Annotated in this window: 18 protein-coding genes and 1 pseudogene; 16 read left to right on the plus strand and 3 right to left on the minus strand. The window is 71.1% G+C overall.

What is annotated here, in order from left to right:
- The first annotated feature begins 895 nt into the window (after positions 1-895).
- Genes ACH4SI_RS06825 through ACH4SI_RS06835 form a run of 3 tightly spaced genes read left to right on the plus strand, consistent with a single transcriptional unit; the run spans position 896 to position 5,487 of the window.
- Complete coding sequence (locus ACH4SI_RS06825) at positions 896-2,365, plus strand: aldehyde dehydrogenase family protein (RefSeq protein ID WP_398293374.1); 1,470 nt, start codon at positions 896-898, stop codon at positions 2,363-2,365.
- On the plus strand, positions 2,362-3,918 hold the full coding sequence (locus tag ACH4SI_RS06830; RefSeq protein ID WP_398293376.1) for an APC family permease: 1,557 nt from the start codon (positions 2,362-2,364) through the stop codon (positions 3,916-3,918). Before ACH4SI_RS06825 ends, ACH4SI_RS06830 begins: the two co-directional genes overlap by 4 nt.
- Positions 3,919-3,936: 18 nt before the next feature.
- Positions 3,937-5,487: a GMC family oxidoreductase gene (locus ACH4SI_RS06835; protein ID WP_398293378.1), complete on the plus strand. Its 1,551-nt coding sequence runs from the start codon at positions 3,937-3,939 to the stop codon at positions 5,485-5,487.
- Between the two features lie 117 nt (positions 5,488-5,604).
- On the opposite strand, the gene ACH4SI_RS06840 is transcribed toward ACH4SI_RS06835, so the two are convergent.
- Positions 5,605-6,396: an IclR family transcriptional regulator gene (locus ACH4SI_RS06840; RefSeq protein ID WP_398293380.1), complete on the minus strand. Its 792-nt coding sequence runs from the start codon at positions 6,394-6,396 to the stop codon at positions 5,605-5,607.
- 114 nt (positions 6,397-6,510) lie between these two features.
- Between ACH4SI_RS06840 and ACH4SI_RS06845 the strand changes: the two genes are divergently transcribed.
- The 5 genes from ACH4SI_RS06845 (at position 6,511) to ACH4SI_RS06865 (ending at position 11,184) form a co-directional block, all read left to right on the plus strand.
- Positions 6,511-6,645 (plus strand): hypothetical protein, encoded by a 135-nt coding sequence (locus ACH4SI_RS06845; RefSeq protein ID WP_398293382.1) that lies wholly within the window; start codon positions 6,511-6,513, stop codon positions 6,643-6,645.
- The gene (locus tag ACH4SI_RS06850; protein WP_398293384.1) at positions 6,642-7,955 is read left to right on the plus strand and encodes a glucarate dehydratase family protein; all 1,314 of its coding nucleotides are present in this window, start codon (positions 6,642-6,644) and stop codon (positions 7,953-7,955) included. The genes ACH4SI_RS06845 and ACH4SI_RS06850 overlap by 4 nt, the downstream gene beginning before the upstream one ends.
- A gap of 179 nt (positions 7,956-8,134) precedes the next feature.
- Positions 8,135-10,066 carry a GDSL-type esterase/lipase family protein gene (locus ACH4SI_RS06855; RefSeq protein WP_398293386.1) on the plus strand — a complete coding sequence of 644 codons (1,932 nt, stop codon included), beginning with the start codon at positions 8,135-8,137 and terminating at the stop codon, positions 10,064-10,066.
- Between the two features lie 69 nt (positions 10,067-10,135).
- The gene (locus tag ACH4SI_RS06860; protein ID WP_398293388.1) at positions 10,136-10,936 is read left to right on the plus strand and encodes an alpha/beta fold hydrolase; all 801 of its coding nucleotides are present in this window, start codon (positions 10,136-10,138) and stop codon (positions 10,934-10,936) included.
- 44 nt (positions 10,937-10,980) lie between these two features.
- Positions 10,981-11,184, plus strand: coding sequence for a hypothetical protein (locus ACH4SI_RS06865; protein WP_398293390.1), 204 nt, complete (start codon positions 10,981-10,983; stop codon positions 11,182-11,184).
- A 15-nt stretch (positions 11,185-11,199) separates the two neighbouring features.
- Here ACH4SI_RS06865 and ACH4SI_RS06870 read toward each other — a convergent pair.
- Positions 11,200-11,295 (minus strand): annotated as a pseudogene (locus tag ACH4SI_RS06870) (DinB family protein); the annotation flags it as partial.
- On the opposite strand from ACH4SI_RS06870, the gene ACH4SI_RS06875 reads away from it, so the two are divergent.
- A complete protein-coding gene (locus ACH4SI_RS06875; protein ID WP_398293392.1) occupies positions 11,293-11,733 on the plus strand; it encodes a polysaccharide lyase family 7 protein in 441 nt (146 codons plus the stop codon). The pseudogene ACH4SI_RS06870 and the gene ACH4SI_RS06875 sit on opposite strands and share 3 nt — an antisense overlap.
- 74 nt (positions 11,734-11,807) lie before the next feature.
- Positions 11,808-12,770 (plus strand): LLM class F420-dependent oxidoreductase, encoded by a 963-nt coding sequence (locus ACH4SI_RS06880; RefSeq protein WP_398293394.1) that lies wholly within the window; start codon positions 11,808-11,810, stop codon positions 12,768-12,770.
- Here ACH4SI_RS06880 and ACH4SI_RS06885 read toward each other — a convergent pair.
- Complete coding sequence (locus ACH4SI_RS06885; protein WP_398293396.1) at positions 12,757-13,665, minus strand: LysR family transcriptional regulator; 909 nt, start codon at positions 13,663-13,665, stop codon at positions 12,757-12,759. The genes ACH4SI_RS06880 and ACH4SI_RS06885 overlap by 14 nt on opposite strands.
- A gap of 477 nt (positions 13,666-14,142) precedes the next feature.
- Between ACH4SI_RS06885 and sfnG the strand changes: the two genes are divergently transcribed.
- The 6 genes from sfnG (at position 14,143) to ACH4SI_RS06915 (ending at position 20,317) form a co-directional block, all read left to right on the plus strand.
- Entirely contained in the window at positions 14,143-15,276 is a 1,134-nt protein-coding gene (gene sfnG, locus ACH4SI_RS06890) for a dimethylsulfone monooxygenase SfnG (RefSeq protein WP_398293398.1), read from the plus strand.
- A gap of 31 nt (positions 15,277-15,307) precedes the next feature.
- Positions 15,308-16,525: an acyl-CoA dehydrogenase family protein gene (locus ACH4SI_RS06895; RefSeq protein WP_398293400.1), complete on the plus strand. Its 1,218-nt coding sequence runs from the start codon at positions 15,308-15,310 to the stop codon at positions 16,523-16,525.
- Between the two features lie 53 nt (positions 16,526-16,578).
- Positions 16,579-17,133: an NADPH-dependent FMN reductase gene (gene ssuE, locus ACH4SI_RS06900; RefSeq protein WP_398293402.1), complete on the plus strand. Its 555-nt coding sequence runs from the start codon at positions 16,579-16,581 to the stop codon at positions 17,131-17,133.
- A gap of 8 nt (positions 17,134-17,141) precedes the next feature.
- Positions 17,142-18,353, plus strand: coding sequence for an SfnB family sulfur acquisition oxidoreductase (locus ACH4SI_RS06905; protein ID WP_398293404.1), 1,212 nt, complete (start codon positions 17,142-17,144; stop codon positions 18,351-18,353).
- Positions 18,354-18,386: 33 nt separating this feature from the next.
- On the plus strand, positions 18,387-19,547 hold the full coding sequence (locus ACH4SI_RS06910; protein WP_398293406.1) for an LLM class flavin-dependent oxidoreductase: 1,161 nt from the start codon (positions 18,387-18,389) through the stop codon (positions 19,545-19,547).
- A 122-nt stretch (positions 19,548-19,669) separates the two neighbouring features.
- Positions 19,670-20,317: a hypothetical protein gene (locus ACH4SI_RS06915; RefSeq protein ID WP_398293408.1), complete on the plus strand. Its 648-nt coding sequence runs from the start codon at positions 19,670-19,672 to the stop codon at positions 20,315-20,317.

Below are 20,317 nucleotides of genomic sequence, written 5' to 3' on the forward strand. Positions count from 1 at the left end.
CGCAGGTGGCCGACCGCCGGGCGCAGGTGGCCGGGGCAGCGGGTGGATGGGCTCGTACCCCCGGGCGGAGCACCGAACACGTCCCCGCGCCGACCGACGGCGTGGGTGGCCGGGCTCAGGCCGCCGGGCGCGGGTAGCCGGGCATCCCCACCGGGCACGGGTGGCCGGGCGCAGGCCGCCGAGCGCAGGTGGCCGGGCACAAGCCACCGGGCGCAGGTGGCCGACCGCCGGGCGCAGGTGGCCGGGGCAGCGGGTGGATGGGCTCGTACCCCCGGGCGGAGCACCGAACACGTCCCCGCGCCGACCGCCGACGTGGGTGGCCGGGCACAGGCCGCCGGGCCCAGGTGGCCGGGCACAAGCCACCGGGCTCAGGTGGCCAAGCACAAGCCACCAGGCACGGGCCGCCGGGCACAAGCCACCGGGCTCAGGTGGCCGACCACAGGCCGCCGGGCACAAGCCACCCGGCACGAGCCACCGGGGGCAGGTGGCCGGGCACAAGCCACCGGGCACGGGTAGCCGGGTGCCGGGCGGTCCGGCGTTGCCCCGTCGGGCGCCGGGCGGTCCGGTACGCCCCGGGGGCGCAGGGCGGGATGACCACTGGCGGGGGTCGGACTCGGGCTGGTCGATGACCTCCCAGGGGTCCGCTGCCAGGGGCGGTCCTGGTTCATCGCGTCCACCAGCCGCCGCACGGCTCGCGCCACGACCTCGCGCAGCAGCCGCCACGCGGTGGGCTCGGGCGATCTCCCAGGCCGGCGGCGGGCCGATGGGCGCCCGGCGAGGATCGCCGCGAGCGAGGCCATCCACCGCCGGTGGGAGGTCACCGTGCGGGGCCGACCGGCGGCGCTTACGCTCGGTGTGTGGGTCGGCCGGGCAACCCCGAAACAAGGGGGGAAACATGCCGGAACTGTTCATCGGCGGACAGTGGACCGCCGCCCTCGACGGACAGACGCGGGAGATCCGCTGCCCGGCGGACGGGTCCCTGGTGGCCGCGGTGGACGAGGCCGGGCCGAAGGACGTGGCCGTGGCGGTCGCGGCGGCGCGGGACGCGTTCGACCGCGGGCCGTGGCCGGGCACTCCGGCCGCGGAGCGGGGGCGGCTGCTGCTGCGCGTCGCGGACCTGCTGGAGCGCGACAAGACCGACCTCGCCCGCGCCGAGTCCCTGGACACGGGGAAGCGGCTGGTGGAGAGCGAATACGACCTCGACGACATCGCGGGGTGTTTCCGCTACTTCGGCCATCTGGCCGCCGCCGGTGGCGCGGACCGGGTGCTGGACACGGGCAGTCCGGAGATCGACAGCAGGGTGGTGCACGAACCGGTCGGGGTGTGCGCCCTGATCACACCGTGGAACTATCCGCTGTTGCAGACGGCCTGGAAGGTGGCGCCCGCGCTGGCCGCCGGGAACACGTTCGTCCTCAAGCCCAGCGAGCTGACCCCGCACACCGCGATCGGGCTGCTGCGGCTGCTCTCCGAGGCGGGGGTGCCGCCGGGCGCGGCGAATCTCGTCCTGGGGGCCGGGTCGACGACGGGCGCGCCGCTGGTCACGGACGAGCGGGTGGACATGGTGTCCTTCACGGGCGGCGTGGTGACCGGGCGGTGGATCATGGCGGCGGCCGCGCCCACGGTCAAGAAGCTCGCCTTGGAGCTGGGCGGCAAGAACCCCAACATCGTCTTCACCGACTCCGATTTCGACACGGCGGTGGACTACGCGCTGACGGCCGTGTTCCTGCACTCCGGGCAGGTGTGTTCGGCGGGCGCCCGGCTGCTGGTCCAGGAGCAGTTGCACGACGCGTTCGTGGACGAGGTGGTGGCCCGCGCCCGGGCGATCCGGCTCGGTGGCCCGTTCGACGAGAACGCCCGTACCGGCCCGCTCATCTCGGCCGCGCACCGCGACAAGGTGGCCAGTTACGTGGCGGCGGGGATCGACGAGGGCGCGGTGCTGCGCTGTGGCGGGGCGCCGCCCGACGAGCCGTCTCTCGCGGGTGGTCACTACTACCTGCCGACGGTGCTGGACGACTGCACCCCGGACATGAGGGTGGTGCAGGAGGAGTCGTTCGGCCCGGTGCTCACGGTGGAGCGGTTCCGGGACGAGGAGGAGGCGCTGGCGCTCGCCAATGACACGGTGTACGGGCTGGCGGGGGCGGTGTGGACGCAGGACGCGGAGAAGGCGCACCGGGTGGCGTCGCGGCTGCGCGCCGGAACGGTCTGGATCAACGACTTCCATCCGTACGTCCCGCAGGCCGAGTGGGGCGGGATGAAGCAGTCGGGCATCGGCCGTGAGCTGGGCCCCGCGGGGCTGCGCGAGTATCAGGAGGCCAAGCACATCTGGCGCAACACCGCGCCCCGCGCCCAGCGGTGGTTCGGATGACGGCTGCGGGTCCCACCGAACCACCGGGTCCCCACCCCGGCCCCCGGAGGGACACGTCACACGACGACGATTCGCTCGCGGAACTCGGCTACCGGCCGGAACTCAAGCGCACGCTCGGCAACTTCCACACCTTCGCCGCCGGGATCAGCTACATCTCCATCCTCACCGGCACGTTCCAGCTGTTCTACTTCGGTGTGACCCACGGCGGCCCGGCGTACTGGTGGTCGTGGCCGATGGTGTTCCTCGGCCAGCTGATGGTGGCGCTGTGTTTCTGCGAGCTGGCGGGGCGCTATCCGGTGGCGGGGTCGGTCTACAACTGGTCCAAACTGCTGGGCGGTCCGCACGTCGGCTGGCTGGGCGGCTGGATGATGATGACCGCCTCGATGGTGTCGCTGGCGGCGGTCGCGCTCGCGTACCAGGTCACGCTGCCGCAGATCTCCTCGTTGTTCCAGCTCGTCGGCGACGGCAGCAGCGGCACCGAGCGGGCGGCCAACGCGGTCGTGCTCGGCTCGATCCTGGTCCTGTTCACCACCCTGGTGAACGGGTTCGGGGTGAAGCTGATGGCCCGTATCAACTCGGCCGGTGTGGCCATCGAGCTGATCGCCGCCATCGTCCTGATCCTGCTGCTGGCCGCGCACCTCACCCGCGGCCCGTCCGTCGTGCTGGACACCTTCGGCCGGGGCGAGGGCCGGCCGCTGGGCTACTTCGGCGCGTTTCTGACCGCCTCGCTGGCCTCCGCGTACGTCATGTACGGCTTCGACACGGCGTCGTCGCTCGGCGAGGAGTCCGTGGATCCGGGCCGCAACGCGCCGCGCGCGATTCTGCGGGCGCTCGTCGCCTCGTTCCTCATCGGCGGGTTCATCCTGCTGTTCGCCCTGATGGCGGTGACGAATCTGCACGCGAAACAGCTGGCGGAGGACGGCCTGCAGTACGTGGTGCTGTCCACCCTCGGGCACACCATGGGCCTGATCATGCTGTGGTGCGTGGTGGTCGCCATCACGGTGTGCGCGCTGGCCGTGCACACCGCCAGCATCCGGCTGATGTTCGCCATGGCGCGGGACAACAACCTGCCCGGCGGCTCCCACCTCGCCCATGTCCATCCGCGCTTCCAGACCCCGGTGCTCCCGGCGATCCTCATCGGTCTGGTGGCGGTGGCGATCCTGGTCATCAACATCAACCAGCCGCAGATCTTCTCCATCGTCACCAGCATCGCGATCATCATGATCTACATGGCGTATCTGCTGGTCACCATGCCCATGCTGGTGCGGCGGCTGAGGGGGCGGTGGCGGCCCGCCACGGGCCGTTTCTCGCTGGGGCGCTTCGGTCTGCCGGTCAATGTGGTGGCGGTGCTGTGGGGCCTCGCGATGTCCGTCAACCTCGCCTGGCCGCGCGCCGAGGTCTACAACGCGACCGGCCCGCAGCACTGGTATCTGCGCTGGGGCGCGGTCCTGTTCATCGGCGTGGTCGCGCTCGGCGGCTTCGCCTACTACTGGTTCGTGCAGCGCAGACACACCGGCGTACTCGCCGAGCACGCCGCCGCCACCGCGCCGTGATCCCGTGAGGAGAGGCCCGTGGACGAGTTCGACTACGTGGTGGTGGGTGGCGGCACGGCCGGGTCGGTCGTCGCGGCGCGGCTGAGCGAGGACCCGTCGGTGACGGTGTGCCTCCTGGAGGCGGGCCCCTCGGATGTCGGCGACGACAACGTGCTGCGGCTGGACCGGTGGATGGCGCTGCTGGAGTCCGGATACGACTGGGACTACCCCGTCGAGCCGCAGAAGAAGGGCAACAGCTTCCTCCGGCATGCCCGCGCCCGGGTGCTCGGCGGCTGCTCCTCCCACAACTCCTGCATCGCGTTCTGGGCGCCCACCGAGGATCTGGACGAGTGGGCCGCGGGCGGCTGTACGGGGTGGAGCGCCGAGGAGACGTTCCCGCTGTTCCGGCGGCTGGAGAACAACGACGCGCCCGGGGACCACCACGGCCGCGGCGGCCCGGTCACCCTGCGCACCGTACCGCCCCACGACCCGTGCGGCCGGGCGCTGCTGGCGGCGTGCGAGGAGGCGGGCATACCCCTCACGCCGTTCAACACCGGTGAGACGGTGGTGCGCGGCGCCCACTGGTTCCAGATCAACGCCCGCGAGGACGGCACCCGTTGCTCCGCCTCCGTCGCCTACCTCCACCCGGTCATGTCCGGCCGGCCCAATCTGTCCGTACGCACCGGGCTCCAGGCCAAGCGGCTCCTGCTGGACGCGGACCGGCGCTGCATCGGCGTCGACTACCTCGCCCCCGACCTCATCCACACCCACACCGTGCACGCGCGGCGCGAGGTCATCGTCTCCTGCGGCGCCATCGACACCCCGAAGCTGCTGATGCTGTCGGGCATCGGGCCCGCGGACCATCTGCGCGGGACGGGCGTAGAGGTGATCGTGGACTCCCCCGGCGTCGGCGAGAACCTCCAGGACCACCCCGAGGGCGTCATCATGTGGAACGCCGAACAGCCCATGGTCCGCAGCTCCACCCAGTGGTGGGAGATCGGCATCTTCGCCGCCACCGAGCCCGATCTCGACCGGCCCGACCTGATGTTCCACTACGGCTCGGTGCCGTTCGACATGAACACCTACCGCCACGGCTATCCGACGTCCGAGAACGCCTTCTGCCTCACCCCCAACGTCACCCGCGCCCGCTCCACCGGCACCGTACGGCTGCGCACCCGCGACTTCCGCGACAAGCCGAGGGTCGACCCCCGCTACTTCACCCACGACCACGACATCCGCGTGATGATCCACGGCCTCCGACTGGCCCGCAACATCGTCGCCCGCCCCGCCCTGGCCCTCTGGGCAGGCGCCGAGCTCGCCCCCGGCCCCGACGCGGACACCGACGACGAGCTGTTCGCCTACATCCGCGACACGCACAACACCGTCTACCACCCGTCCTGCACGGTGAAGATGGGCGCCCCCGACGACCGGTCCGCCCCGCTCGACCCGCGGCTGCGGGTCAAGGGAGTGGCCGGGCTGCGGGTGGCCGACGGCTCGGCGATGCCGCACCTGGTGGCCGTCAATCCGTGCATCACGACGATGATGATCGGCGAGAAATGCGCCGACATGATCAAGCACCCCCACCCCTGAAGCCCCGCGCCACGGCCCGGGGCCGGAAGGGCCCGGGAGTCGAGGCCCCGACGGCCGGGGGTCCGGGGGCCTGCCCCCGGGTTCGGGAAGGGGCGGGGTGGGGAACAACACCCCCCGCTACCGCCACTGCGTGGCCGACCCTCCCGCCCGCGGCGCCACCGCTTCGATCTTCGCCCGAATCTCCCGCATCACCGCCACAATCCGCTCCTCCCGGCCCTCCCTCAGCCGCGCCGTCGGCACCGAGCAGCTGATCGCGTCCACCGCCGGGGCGTCGTACCGGAGGGCGAAGCCGAAACCCACGATGCCGGTGACGCCCTCCTCGCGGTCCACCGCGTAGCCGCGCTCCCGGGTGCGGACCAGGTCCGCGACCAGGGACGCCCGGTCCCGGTGGGTACGCGGGGTCAGCGGCTCCAAAGGCCCATCCGGAAGCGGGAGTTCGCTGTCGAGACGCTCCGCGAGGAGCGCCTTGCCGAGGGCTCCGGCGTACGAGGGGAGGCGGCGGCCCACCCGGCTGAAGGGCCGGAGGTATTCGTGCGACTCCCGAGTGGCGAGGTAGACGACGTCGCCGCCGTCCAGCCGGGCCAAGTGGATGGTCTCGCCGAGCGCGTCGGACGCCTCGTCCAGGTAGGGCCGCGCCGCCCGCACCCGCGGATCGCTGTCGAGATAGCTGGTCCCCGTCAGCAGGGCCCGGATGCCGATGCCGTACAGCGAGCCGGTGACGTCGGTGCGCACCCACCCACGGTCGATCAGGGTCTGCAGCAGCGCGTACATGCTGCTGCGCGGCACCTCCAGCTCCTCGGCCAGCTCCCGGAGCCGGGCGGGCTGGTCGCCGCGGGCCGCGAGCACTTCGAGGAGCTGCACGGTGCGGCCCGCCGATTTCACTTCGCGTACGCCACCGGTTTCCGTCATGGGCCGCATCGTAATCCGGGCCACGGGACCGGAGCCCCGGCTATTGACGCCCCGCGTGCACATTCCTAATCTCTATCTTCCTACGTAGACGCCATCTACATAGAGAGACGAGCAATGGCGGCCCCCACGGGTCGATGCGGCGACGACGGCCCGGTGCGCGCGCCGCTCACCGACCCCGGCCCGGACGACCTGGCCGACCTCGAAGCCCTTCTGACCACCGGACTCGACCTCGTGGGAGCCGCACAATGACGCAGACGACGCCGCAAGCCGAAGCCCTCGCCATCGCCGAGGTGCGGCTGACGCCCATCCTCGTCGCCGACCCGCCGCTGCTGAACACCCAGGGCGTCCACCAGCCGTACACCCCCCGGCTGATCATCGAGGTGGTCACCGAGGGCGGGACGACCGGCATCGGCGAGACGTACGGCGACACCAAGTACCTCGACCTGGCCCGCCCGCTGGCCGAGAAGCTGCCCGGCCTCGGCGTCACCGACCTGAACGGGCTCTTCACCCTGGCGGGCGAGGTCGCGGTGGACTCCTCCCGGGTCGAGAACGCCGTGGACGTCGGCGGCCTGCGCGGCGTCCAGACGGCGGACAAGCTGCGCCTGTCGATCGTCTCCGGCTTCGAGGTGGCCTGCCTGGACGCCTGGGGCAAGGCGACCGGGCTGCCGGTGTACGCGCTGCTCGGCGGCAAGGTCCGCGACCGCGTCGAGTACAGCGCGTACCTCTTCTACCGCTGGGCCGAGCACCCGGACGGCGTCGCCCGTGAGCCCGACGACTGGGACGCGGCCACAGGCCCGGCCGGGGTCGTCGCGCAGGCCGAGCGCTTCGCCCGCGACTACGGCTTCACCTCCTTCAAGCTCAAGGGCGGCGTCTTCGAACCCGACCAGGAGATCGCCGCGATCCGCGCCCTGGCCGAGCGCTTCCCCGGCCGGCCGATGCGCCTGGACCCCAACGGCGCATGGTCCGTGCCCACGTCCCTGCACGTGGCGGAGGAGCTGCGGGACGTCCTGGAGTACCTGGAGGACCCGACCAGCGGTACGCCCGGGATGGCCGAGGTCGCCGGGGCCGCCGGTGTCCCGCTGGCCACCAACATGTGCGTGACCACCTTCGCGGAGATCCGGGAGGCGTTCACCAAGGGCGCGGTGCAGGTCGTCCTCTCCGACCACCACTACTGGGGCGGGCTGCGCAACACCCGCGAGCTGGCCGCCATCTGCCGCACCTTCGGCGTCGGCCTGTCCATGCACTCCAACACCCATCTGGGCATCAGCCTGGCCGCCATGACGCATGTCGCGGCCACCGTGCCCAACCTGGACTACGCCTGCGACAGCCACTACCCGTGGCAGACCGAGGACGTGATCACCGAGCGCCTCACCTTCCGCGACGGCCGGCTCGACGTCAGCGACGCCCCCGGGCTCGGCGTCGAACTCGACCGTGACCGGCTCGCCGTACTGCACCAGCGCTGGCTGGACGACGACGGCACGATGCGGGACCGCGACGATGCCGCCGCGATGCGTGTCGCCGACCCCGAGTGGGTGACCCCGGCCATTCCGCGCTGGTAGTCCGCCCGCTCAGTTGTCAGCCCGGTCCGGGCCGGCGAGGGGGCGACCCGCACCCTTGACGTTGAACCGATTCATCGCTTCCATCGTGACCGCACGCCACACCTGGGAGCGCTCCCAGGCCACCCCCGCCCTCCCCCCGCGAGAGGACCCCTCGGATGCGCAGATTCCTCGCATTTGTCATGACCACATCGTTATTCCTGCTGGGGCTGAGCCTGAGCACCGCCCACGCCACCCCCACCAAGGCCCTGGGGGACGGCTCGGTGACCGACCCGAACATCGTCTACACCGGCCGCTGGGACATCAGCTCCGCCACCGCCGCCGTCCCCAACTGGACCGGCGGCTACCTCCAGACCGCGTTCACCGGCACGACGGTGAAGGTCAAGGCCCGGGACGCGGTGAACTTCTACGCCGGCGTGGACGGCGGCGCCGACGTCTTCTACGCGGGCGTCAAGGGCACCGTCAACCTCACCCCGACGCCACTCCCCCAGGGCACGCACACCCTCCGCGTCTCCTACCGCTCCGGCGACACCGTCTTCCAGGACCTGGTCCTCGATTCGGGCGCGGGCACCACCACCCCGCGCGTGCCGGGCAAGCTCATCGAGTTCGTCGGCGACTCCATCACCGCCGGCGCCCTCACCGACCGGCTCGCGCTCGACTCGTACGGCTGGAAGACCGGCGAACAACTCGGCATGCGCCACACCCAGATCGCCCGCTCGGGCTACTGCCTGGTCGGCAAGAGCGGCTGCGTGGGCCTGGCCGGCCAGTTCTTCAAGACGGCCTCCACCGGTGACCAGAGCTGGGACTTCTCCCGCTACCAGGCGAACGCCGTCGTCATCAACCTCGGCACCAACGACATCGGGCACGGCGTCACCGGGCCCGAGTTCCAGTCGGCGTACACCACCCTCCTCCGCGACATCCGCGCGAAGTACCCGCACGCGGCCCTCTTCGCCGTCCAGACCCTCAAGAAGCGCTACGTGACGGAGACCAAGGCCGCCGTGAGCGCGCGCAACGCCGCGGGCGACGCCAAGGTGAGTTACGTCGACACCAGCGGCTGGCTGACCGACGGCATCGACTACGAGGACGGCAACGGCCACCCCAACGAGGCGGGCCACACCAAGTTCGCGAACCGCCTGGCCCCGATCATCTCCGCGAAACTCGGCTCCGCGACGCTGAAGGCCGCCGCCCCCGGCCGGCCTGGCGACCCCAACATCAAGTTCAGCGGCCGCTGGGACACCACGACGTCCACCACCGCGTACACCCCGTACTGGGCGGGTGCCTACTTCCGCACCGGCTTCACAGGCCGCACCGTCAAGCTCGAGCAACGCAACGCGATCGACCTGTGGGCCAGCATCGACGGCGGCCCCGCCACCTTCTACGACGAGGCCAAGGGCACGGTGAACCTCACCCCCACCCCGCTGGCCGCCGGAAACCACACCCTCCAGGTCAACTACCAGGTCATCGCGGGCAGTTACCACGGTGACGCGGTCTTCCAGGGCCTGACCCTCGACAGCGGCGCCACCACCTTCGCCCCGGCCACCCCGAAGAAGCTGATCGAGTTCGTCGGCGACTCCATCACCGTCGGCACCACCACCTCCCAGAACGCCCGCACCGCCTACGGCTGGCTCATCGGCGAACGCCTCGGCGCCGACCACACCCAGATCGCCCAGGGCGGCGCCGCGCTGGTCGACACCGCCGACGACCGGATGAGCCTGGAGCAGCAGTTCACCAAGCTCAACCCCAACGCCGCCACGCCCGCCTGGGACTTCTCCCGCTACCAGGCGAACGCCGTCGTCATCAACCTCGGCACCAACGACGTGGGGCGCGGCGTGAGTTCGGCGCAGTTCCAGGCGTCGTACACCAGCCTCCTCCGCAAGGTCCGCACCGCCTACCCGAATGCCTGGATCTTCGCCCTGCGCACCTTCAGCGGCCGCTTCGGCACCGAGACCAAGGCCGCCGTCACCGCCTCCGGCGACGCCAGGGCCTCCTACATCGACACCACCGGCTGGCTGGCCGCCGGCGACCTCTCCGACTCCGTCCACCCCAACGACCAGGGCCACCGCACCATCACCGACCGCCTGGCGCCCCTCATCTCCGCCAAGCTCGGCGCCTGACCGATGAGTTTCCCGCGTCCCCATGGTCTATCTTCTCGACATCGAGTGAACTTCCGGAAAGGTACGGTTATGGGCTACGCGGATCTGGGCAGGCTGTCCCTGTACGTCGAGGAACACGGGTCGGGACCGGGTGAACCGCTGGTGCTGCTCCACGGCGGCTTCGGGGCGGGCGAGATGTTCGCCCCGGTCCTGCCCGCCCTGTCCGAGCGGCGGCGCGTGTTCGCGGTGGACCTCCAGGGACACGGGCGCACGGCGGACATCGACCGTCCGCTGCGCCCGGAGCTGATGGCGGACGACATCGCCGCCCTGATCCGGCACCTCGGCCTGGCCCGGGCGGATGTCCTGGGCTACTCGGTCGGGGCGGATGTCGCCCTGCGCACGGCGATCCAGCACCCGGACCAGGTGCGCCGCCTGGTCGTGGTCTCCACCGCGGCCCGCCGGGAGGGCTGGTTCCCCGAGGTCGTGGCGCAGATGGACCAGATGAGCGCGGCCGCCGCCGAGCCGATGATGCAGTCCCCCGTCTACGAGCTGTACGCGCGGCTCGCGCCCCGGGCGCAGGACTGGCCGACGCTCGTGGCCAAGGTCGCCGAGCTGAAGCGGCAGGACTACGACTGGACGTCCGAGATCGCGAAGATCACCGCCCCGGTTCTGCTGGTCTTCGGCGACGCCGACGCCGTCCAGCCCGCGCACATGGTGGAGTTCTTCGCGCTGCTCGGCGGCGCCCGGCAGGACCCCGGCTGGGACGGCTCCGCCCGCCCCGCATCCCGCCTCGCCATCCTCCCGGGCGCCACGCACTACGACATCCTCACCTCGCCCCTGCTGCCCGCCGCGGTCCTCCCGTTCCTCGACACGCCCGACACCACGGCCTGAGGGCGGGCTGAGAAGATGGCGCGGACTACAACAGAAAGAGGGTGATGAGCATGATCGTGCTCGCCCTGGCGGTCGTTCTGGTCCTCGTCGCCGGAGGGTGTGTCTGCGTCGCGTGGGCAGCGCGTGGCGGGCCGCGTTGGGCACGGGCGGTGTCCACCGTGACCTTGGCGCTGGGTGAGGCGGTGCGCAGCGGGTCGGGGCGCAGCGGCCGGAGTTCGGGCAGCAGCACCACGGGGGACGACGGCTGAGCGCGCGCTACCGGCTCACGATACGGCCCGCAGCAGGCGGAGTTGGCCGATCTCGGCGGCATTCTTCATGAGTTCGGCGTTCACCCAGGCGACCATGTGGGCGACGGTGTGCCGCCCTATCCCGGGCGCGACTCGGGCCCCCGCAGTGAGCCGCGGTTCAAGAACGACTACACCTCCGGACAGGCGCAGTTCGAGTGCGACATGACGGTGAAGTCGTCCGCGCACCGGGTCTGCGTCATGCAGGTCTTCGGCGCGGCCACGCAGGCGACGGCGTTCATGGCCCTGGCCATGAACAACAACAGCCTCACCTACTACGACAAGACCGACCAGGTCATCTACCGCCCGATCTACGACACCACGCTGCGGCTGAACGTCGTGCACGACACCACCGCGGGCTCGGTGCACGTCTACGTCAACCGGGAGTTCCAGGCGACCTTCAAGGACCACGGCGCGGGGACGCACTACTTCAAGTGCGGTCTGTACGGCCGTGAGGGGATGTCCGCGCGTTCCGACTGCTATCTGCGGAACATCCACATTTACCGCAAGTAACACCAGGTGGCGCGGGCGGCAACGAGGTCCCGGAGAGCCAGTTTGAAAGCAGGGCAAACCGGTACTCGGGAGCCATGCGATGGGGTTACACGATGATGACCGAGCAAGCCGGACCGCGTCAGCTCGTGGAGGACGTGGTCCGGGCCGAGCAGGTCGGTTTCGACTTCTCGGTGACGTCCGACCACTACTTTCCGTGGCTCGATTCCCAGGGGCACTCCCCCTACGCCTGGAGTGTGCTCGGGGCGGCCGCGCAGGCCACGTCGCGGATCCCGCTGACGACGTTCGTGACCTGCCCGAGTGTCCGCTACCACCCGGCGGTGGTCGCGCAGAAGGCCGCGACGATGCAGCTGCTGTCCGAGGGGCGGTTCCGGCTGGGGCTGGGGTCCGGCGAGAATCTGAACGAACACGTGGTGGGCACCCGCTGGCCGTCGGCCGACATCCGGCAGGAGATGCTGGAGGAGGCCGTGGAGATCATCCGCGCGCTGTTCCGGGGCGGCTACGTCAACCACCGGGGCACCCACTTCGACGTCGAGTCCGCCAAGCTGTGGGATCTGCCCGACGAGGCGCCGCCCATAGGGCTGGCCGCGTCCGGCGAGGCGTCCTGCAGGCTTGCCGGGCACCTGGCGGACATGCTGATCGCCACCGAGCCGAAGCCCGACCTGGTGGATGCGTTCGAGCGGCACGGTGGCGGCGGGAAGCCGCGCATAGGCCAGTTGCCGATCGCGTACGACCCCGACCGGGACGCGGCGATCACCCGGGCCCATGACCAGTTCCGCTGGTTCGGCGGCGGCTGGAAGGTCAACTCCGAGCTGCCGGGTCCGGCCTCCTTCGAGGGCGCCACGCAGTACGTGCGGCCCGAGGACGTGGCCGCGTCCCTCCCCTGCGGCAATGACGTCGGGGAGTTCGTCGAGAAGCTCCGTCCGTTCGCCGACGCGGGCTTCACGGACGTGGCCCTGGTCCAGATCGGCGGGGACCATCAGGGGCCCTTCTTCGACTGGGCCGAGAAGCGGTTGCTGCCCGCGCTCAGAGAGCTGTAGCCCGGGCACCCCGCACGAAGAGACGGTGGAGGTCCCGGACGGCGCGCGGGACGGAGGCGGCGCGGCGGCGCTGGAGGACCAGCAGGACGTCGGTGTCGGCGCCCACGAGCGGGCGGTGGGTGATGAGCCCGCCGCGCTCCAGCGGATCGCCGACGACGCTGAAGTCGGGCAGCACGGTGGCGCCGAGCCCCTCGGCGACCATCAGCTTGCCCATCTCGGCGCCGTCCGTGGAGTACGAGAAGGAGGGGCTGCGGCCGTCGAGCAGACGGTGGATGTAGCGGTGCATGACGTAGCCGGACCGCATGACGATCAGCGGCTCGGACTCGTCCAGCAGGTCCGTCGCACTGACCTCCGACCGGGCCGCGAGCCCGCTGTCGGGGCGTACGCAGACGACGGGGCGGCCGCGCAGCAGCTCGGTGGTCTGGAAGTCCGGCGGCAGGTCGTCGCCCTCGAGGTAGTTGACCAGGCCCAGGTCGAGGCTGCCCTCCAGCAGCGCCCGGTGGATGTCGGTCTGCTGGGCGCCGACCACCTCCACCTGGGTCACCGGATGGCTCGCGCGGAACGCGCGGATGACCGGGATCAGCAGCGGGACCGTCGCGGTGTTGACCGTGCCGAGCCGGATCATGCGGCTCACCCGGTGCTGGTCGCCGGCCGCGTCCCGCAGCCGGTCCACCGCCTCGATGACGCCGACGATGTGCGGCAGCAGCTCCCGTCCCTCGTCACTGATCTTCGCCCCGGAGCGCTTGCGCTCCAGTAGTTCCACACCGAGTTCCCGCTCGAGATTGCGGACGGTCTCGCTGAGCGCGGGCTGGGACAGATGCAGTTCCTCGGCCGCCCGGCGCAGGGAGCCGAGCCGGGTGACCGCGGCGAGGTATTCCAGCTGTTCGATCCGCACGGCAGCCACAATGGCCGCTTCCGGGAGACGGGTGCAAGGGATTCCCTATGACGGCCTCATGAATACCGACTGACGCTCCACCCCGCATCCCGGGTAGCCTGAGAGCAATGTGCTGGGATTTTCCGCAGACAGAGATTCCCGCAGGACAGCACATGTCCGATATATGGAATCCGGCCCCGGTCTTCTTGACCGGGTGTACGCCCCACTGGTTGGATCGGTGACATGAAGCGACAGGACCTCACGCGGCGACGCCACGTCGACCTTGCGCGTGTCTCCAGCGCGTCCTGTTGCTGTCGGGCCTGAGCGAACACGCCGCCCCCTCCCCTTCTTCAGCACCCCTGACCTGACCACGCACGGTCCAGGGCTGTTTCCTTCCGGCCGCTGCCGCCATTCCGCGTAGCTCCTCTCCGCGCCCGTCGCGCGGCGGCCGTATTCACGTGCGCCTGAAAGCGCGTATTCACGTTCCGGGAGTTCCCCATGCCCGTACATCCCCCTGCCGAATTCCGTAACGACCCGCTGCGTTTCGCCTATTGGGTGCCCAATGTCAGCGGCGGTCTGGTCACCAGCAAGATCGATCAGCGCACCGACTGGGGCTACGACTACAACCGCGAGCTGGCCGTCCTCGCGGAGAACAACGGCTTCGACTACGCCCTCAGCCAGGTGCGGTACATGGCCAGCTACGGCGCCGAGTACCAGCACGAGTCGACCAGCTTCAGCCTCGCGCTGCTGCTCGCCACCGAGCGGCTGAAGGTCATCGCCGCCGTCCATCCCGGGCTGTGGCACCCGGGCGTCCTGGCCAAGCTGGGCGCCACCGCCGATCAGCTGTCGGGCGGGCGGTTCGCGGTGAACGTCGTCAGCGGCTGGTTCAAGGGCGAGTTCACCGCGCTCGGCGAACCGTGGCTGGAGCACGACGAGCGCTACCGCCGCGCCGAGGAGTTCATCAGCGCGCTGCGCACGATCTGGACCGAGGACCACGCCGAGCTGGCCGGCGACTTCTACCGGATCCGCGACTTCTCGCTCAAGCCGAAGCCGGTCAACACCCCCGTCCGCCCGCATCCGGAGATCTTCCAGGGCGGCAACTCCACCGCGGCCCGCGCCATGGCCGGGCGGGTCTCCGACTGGTACTTCAGCAACGGCAAGGACTTCGACGGCGTCACCGAGCAGATCCGGGACGTGCGCGCCTCCGCCGCCACCGTGGGCCGCCCGGCTCCGCGCTTCGGCCTCAACGCGTTCCTCATCGCCCGCGACACCGAGGCGGAGGCCCGCGACACGCTGCGCGAGATCGTCGCCAAGGCCGACTCCGACGCGGTGCACGGCTTCCGCGACGCGGTGCAGCAGGCGGGGCAGTCCACCGCCGACGGCAAGGGCATGTGGCAGGACTCCTCGTTCGAGGACCTGGTGCAGTACAACGACGGCTTCCGTACGGGGCTGATCGGCACCCCCGAGCAGATCGCCGAGCGCATCGTCGCGTACAAGCGGCTCGGCGTCGACCTGCTCCTCCTCGGCTTCCTGCACTACCACGAGGAGGTCGAGTACTTCGGCAAGCGCGTGCTGCCGCTGGTGCGCGAGCTGGAGGCACAGCTGCCGGACACCGAGCCCGCGCTCGCCTGACCCCCGTACGCACGCCCGGAAGGGAACACCCATGAGCACCGCCACCCGCACCGACTGGCAGACCCTCCCCCGCCCCGCCGACGCCGACGGCTGGATCCGGCGCGCCGCCGAGGTCGCCGGTGTCCTGGCCACCGACGCGGCCGCCCGAGACAAGGCCGGCGCCACCCCGTACGCCGAGGTCCAGCTGCTGAAGGACGCGGGCCTGGTCACCCTCCTCGGCCCCGCCGCGCACGGGGGCGGCGGCCAGGACTGGACGACCGCGTACCGCGTGGTCCGCGAGATCTCCAAGGCCGACGGCTCGATCGGCCAGCTGCTCGGCTACCACTATCTGTGGAACTGGGCCGCCCGGCTGGTCGGCACCCGCGAACAGTGGGAGCAGGTCGAGGCCGACGCCGCCCGCAACCAGTGGTTCTTCGGCGGCGCCGTCAACCCGCGCGACAACGACGTGGTCGTCCGGGACCAGGGCGACACCCTCACCTTCACCGGCCACAAGTCCTTCTCCACCGGCAGCAAGGTCTCCGACGTCACCGTGCTGGAGGGCGTCTTCGAGGGCACCGACCGCCATGTGTTCGCCATCGTCCCGTCCGACAGCGAGGGGCTGACCTTCCACGACGACTGGGACAACATCGGCCAGCGGCTCACCGAGAGCGGCAGCGTCACGCTCGACGGCGTGACGGTCCCCTGGGCGGCCGCCGCGGGCTATGTGGACAAGGAGTTCCAGCCCCGCGTCTACAACACGCTCAACGTGCCGACAATCCAGCTGGTCTTTGTCAGCTTCTACCTGGGCATCGCGGCCGGTGCCCTGGAGACCGCCGCCGTCTACACCCGCGAAAAGTCCCGCTCCTGGCTGCACGGCGGATTCGACGCGGCGGTCGACGAACCCCATGTCATCGACACCTACGGCGATCTCACCGCCAAGCTGTGGGCGGCCGAGGCGCTCGCGGACACGGTGGCGGCCGAAGGGCAGCGGCTGCACGAGGACCCGGACGCGGTCACCGAGCAGGCCCGCGGCGAGTTCGAGGTCAGGGTGGCCGCGGTGAAGGCGCGGGCCACCGATGTCGCCCTGGAGGTGACCAGCCGCATCTTCGAGGTCACCGGGGCCCGCTCGACCGCCTCCGCCGAGGGCCTGGACCGCTTCTGGCGCAACGTACGCACCCACACCCTGCACGACCCGGTGGCCTACAAGCGCCGCGAGGTGGGCCGCCACGTACTGACCGCCGAACTCCCCCAGCCCACCTGGTACTCCTGACGGCCCGCCGCGCCCGCGCCACACCGCCCGCCACCTTCTTGAAAGGGACCACCATGGCCACCATCCTGTCCATCTCCGGCTCCCCCTCCGCCACCTCCCGCACCGGCCGGCTGCTGCGCCACCTCGACGCCCGGCTCACCGACCAGGGCCATGAGGTGACCCCGCTCGACGTCCGCACCATCCCCGCCACCGCGCTGCTCGGCGCCGACTTCGCGCATCCGGACATCGTCCGGGCCAGGACGCTGGTCGAGCAGGCGGACGGGATCGTCGTCGGCACCCCCGTCTACAAGGCCGCCTACTCCGGGCTGCTGAAGTCCCTGCTGGATCTGCTGCCGCAGTACGCGCTGGCGGGCAAGACGGTGCTGCCGCTGGCCACCGGCGGCACCACGGCGCACGTGCTGGCAATCGACTACGCGCTGCGGCCGGTGCTGTCCTCGATGGGCGCCGCGCACATCGTGCAGGGCTGGTTCACGCTCGACAAGGACATCACCGCCACCCCGGACGGCGGGGTGACCGTGGCGCCGGGCGCGGCCGAGGCGCTGGAGCAGGTCGTGGACCAGTTCTCCGTGGCACTGGGTCATCGGCCCGTGCTCGCGGCGGCGAGCTGAAGGCCGCCATGACGTCCCATCCGGAAGCCTCTTCCGAGTCCGCCCACCGCATCGCCGACGACGCGGAGGCGCTGGAGGTGGCCGCGAAGCTCGCCGAGGAGTTCCGTACGGGCGCGGCGGGGCGCGACGCGGATCGCGCCCTGCCCCGCGCCGAGCTGGACCGGCTGTCCGCGTCCGGGCTGCTGGCGATCACCGTCCCGGCAGGGCACGGTGGCGCGGACGTCTCGGCGGTCACCCTCGCCGAGGTGTTCCGGCTGCTGGCCGCCGCCGACGCCAGCCTCGCCCAGATTCCGCAGAGTCACTTCGTCTACATCAATGTGCTGCGCCGTCAGGGCACGCAGGAGCAGCAGGCGTTCTTCTTCGCGGAGGTGCTGGCGGGCAGGCGGTTCGGCAACGCCCAGTCGGAGGCGGGGACGAAGCACATCCAGGACATCCGCACCCGCCTGGAGCCACGTCCCGACGGCTCGTACGAGCTGACGGGCGTCAAGCACTACTCCACCGGCGCCCTGTTCGCCGACTGGATCCCGGTGCTGGCGCGCGGCGACAACGAGGAGCTGTACGTGGCGTACGTGCCACGGCAGGCGCCGGGCGTGACGGTCGTGGACGACTGGGACGGCATGGGTCAGCGTACGACCGCCAGCGGCACGGTACGGCTGGACGGCGTGGCCGTGCCCGCCGACCGGGTGGTGCCGCATCACCTTACCTTCCGCGGTCCTCAACTGCACGGCGCCGTCGCCCAGTTGCTGCACGCTGCCATCGACGTGGGGATCGCCTCGGGCGCGCTCGCGGAGGCGGTGGCGTTCGTCCGCACCAAGAGCCGTCCGTGGTTCGAGAGCGGCTTCGAGACGGCCGCCGAGGATCCGCTGCTCATCCAGCGCTTCGGCGAGCTGGCCGTCCAGGTGCGGGCGGCCGAGGCGCTGCTGTCCGCCGCCGCGCGGGCGGTGGACGCCGCCCGCGCGGATCTCACCGACGACACCGCGGCCGAGGCGTCGATCGCGGTGGCCACCGCGAAGGTGTCGGCGGCCGCCGCGGCGGTGGAGGCGGGGAGCGCGCTCTTCGAGGTGTCCGGCACCCGCTCGGCGCTGAACTCCCTCAACCTCCACCGCCACTGGCGGGACGCCCGTACCCACACCCTGCACGACCCGCCCCGCTGGAAGGTCCAGCACATCGGCCGCTACGTGCTGAACGGCACCCGGCCGCCCCGGCACGGCCTTCTGTAACACCCCGGAACACTCCCGATCGGAGCCGCATCCATGTCCCTCACCTTTCACTGGTTCCTGCCCACCAACGGCGACAGCCGCCATGTCGTCGGCGGTGGCCACGGCACGCCCGTCACCGCGGCCGGTGGCGACCGTCCGCCGTCCGTCGGCTACCTCACCCAGATCGCCCGCGCCGCCGAGGACCTGGGCTTCGTCGGGGCGCTGACGCCGACCGGGGCCTGGTGCGAGGACGCGTGGCTGACGACCGCGATGGTCAGCCAGAACACCGAGCGGCTGAAGTTCCTGGTGGCGTTCCGGCCGGGGTTCGTGTCCCCCACCCTCGCCGCGCAGATGGCCTCGACGTACCAGCGGCAGACCGGCGGGCGGCTGCTGCTGAACGTGGTCACCGGCGGCGAGAGCCATGAGCAGCGGGCGTACGGCGACTTCCTCGACAAGCAGGCGCGCTACGAGCGCACGGGTGAGTTCCTGGAGATCGTGCGCGGCCTGTGGGACGGAAAGACGGTGGATCTGGCGGGCGAACACCTCCAGGTGGCGGACGCCTCCCTGGCCCGGCTGCCCGACCCGGTGCCGGAGGTGTACTTCGGCGGCTCCTCCCCCATCGCCGGTGAGGTGGCGGCCCGCTACGTGGATGTGTACCTCACCTGGGGCGAGCCGCCCGCCCAGGTCGCGGAGAAGATCGCCTGGATCCGGGGGCTCGCGGCCAAGGAGGGCCGCACGATCCGCTTCGGCATCCGGCTGCACGTCATCACCCGCGACACCAGCGAGCAGGCGTGGGCGGAGGCGCGGCGGCTGCTGGACGGCTTCGACCCGGAGACGGTGAGGTCCGTCCAGGAGGGGCTGGCGCGCAGCGAGTCCGAGGGGCAGAAGCGCATGCTCGCGCTGCACGGCGGTGGCCGGGACGGGCTGGAGATCCACCCCAATCTGTGGGCGGGCATCGGTCTGGTGCGCGGCGGCGCCGGTACGGCCCTGGTCGGCAGCCACGAGGAGGTGGCGGAGCGGATCGCCGAGTACCACCGGATCGGGATCGACGAGTTCGTGCTCTCGGGGTATCCGCATCTGGAGGAGGCGTACTGGTTCGGCGAGGGCGTGCTGCCCCGTCTCCAGCAGCAGGGGCTGTGGACCCATCCGTCGCGCCCCGCCACGGCTCCGCAGCCCGCCGCGCAGGTGCCCTTCGCATCGTCCGGGAGCCGATGACGGCTCCTCGCCTCGCTGCCCGGACCACGGTCCGGGCAGCCCCGCGTCGCCGGGGCCACCGGAAGGCCCCGTCTCACGCCTTCGCGGTGGCCTTGTCCGCGCCCGCTGCCATCATGAGGCCCATGAGCCACATCATCACCATGACCACCGCCGAACAGAGCCGCGTCGTGTCCTATCTGCGCGGCGAACTCGACGCGAACCAGCAGCGCATGCTCCGCGATCACATACGCGAGGCCGCCCACCACAACCAGCTCAATATCGAACGCCAAGGCATCGATTGGGGCCTCACCATTCCGGAGGCGCTGGACCACCTCCTCGCGGGCCACGCCAAGGCGGACGGCGAGCACGTGGGCATCGCGTACTACACGGCGCTCCAGCACATCATCGACTGGAGCGGGTCCGACCCCATCGACTTCGGCGTGTACTCCAAGCCCTCCACGTTCTTCGGGCGCATGAGCGACGAACTGCGGCGCCTGGGCGTCCCCGCCGACCTGCTGCCGCTGGACTTCCTGTTCGCCGGACCGCCCGACGAGATCCCCTTCCACATTCCGTCGCCCACGGACGGATACCCGGCGATCGGCCGCCTGCCACTGGCCAAGGCCAAGCCGCTCGCCGACGCCTACGCCGCAGTCCTGGACCGCATGGACGACGCCTTCACCTACGAGGCCCAAAGGCTCATCGACAAGATGTCGAACGAGCACGACGAATGGCAGACCTCCCTGAAGTACGGGCACACCATGGACACGCTGTTCTTCGCCCTTCAGGGCTGA

Origin of the sequence: Streptomyces sp. NPDC021212, from assembly GCF_044332925.1 — a bacterium.
In the GTDB taxonomy this organism is placed as follows: domain Bacteria; phylum Actinomycetota; class Actinomycetes; order Streptomycetales; family Streptomycetaceae; genus Streptomyces.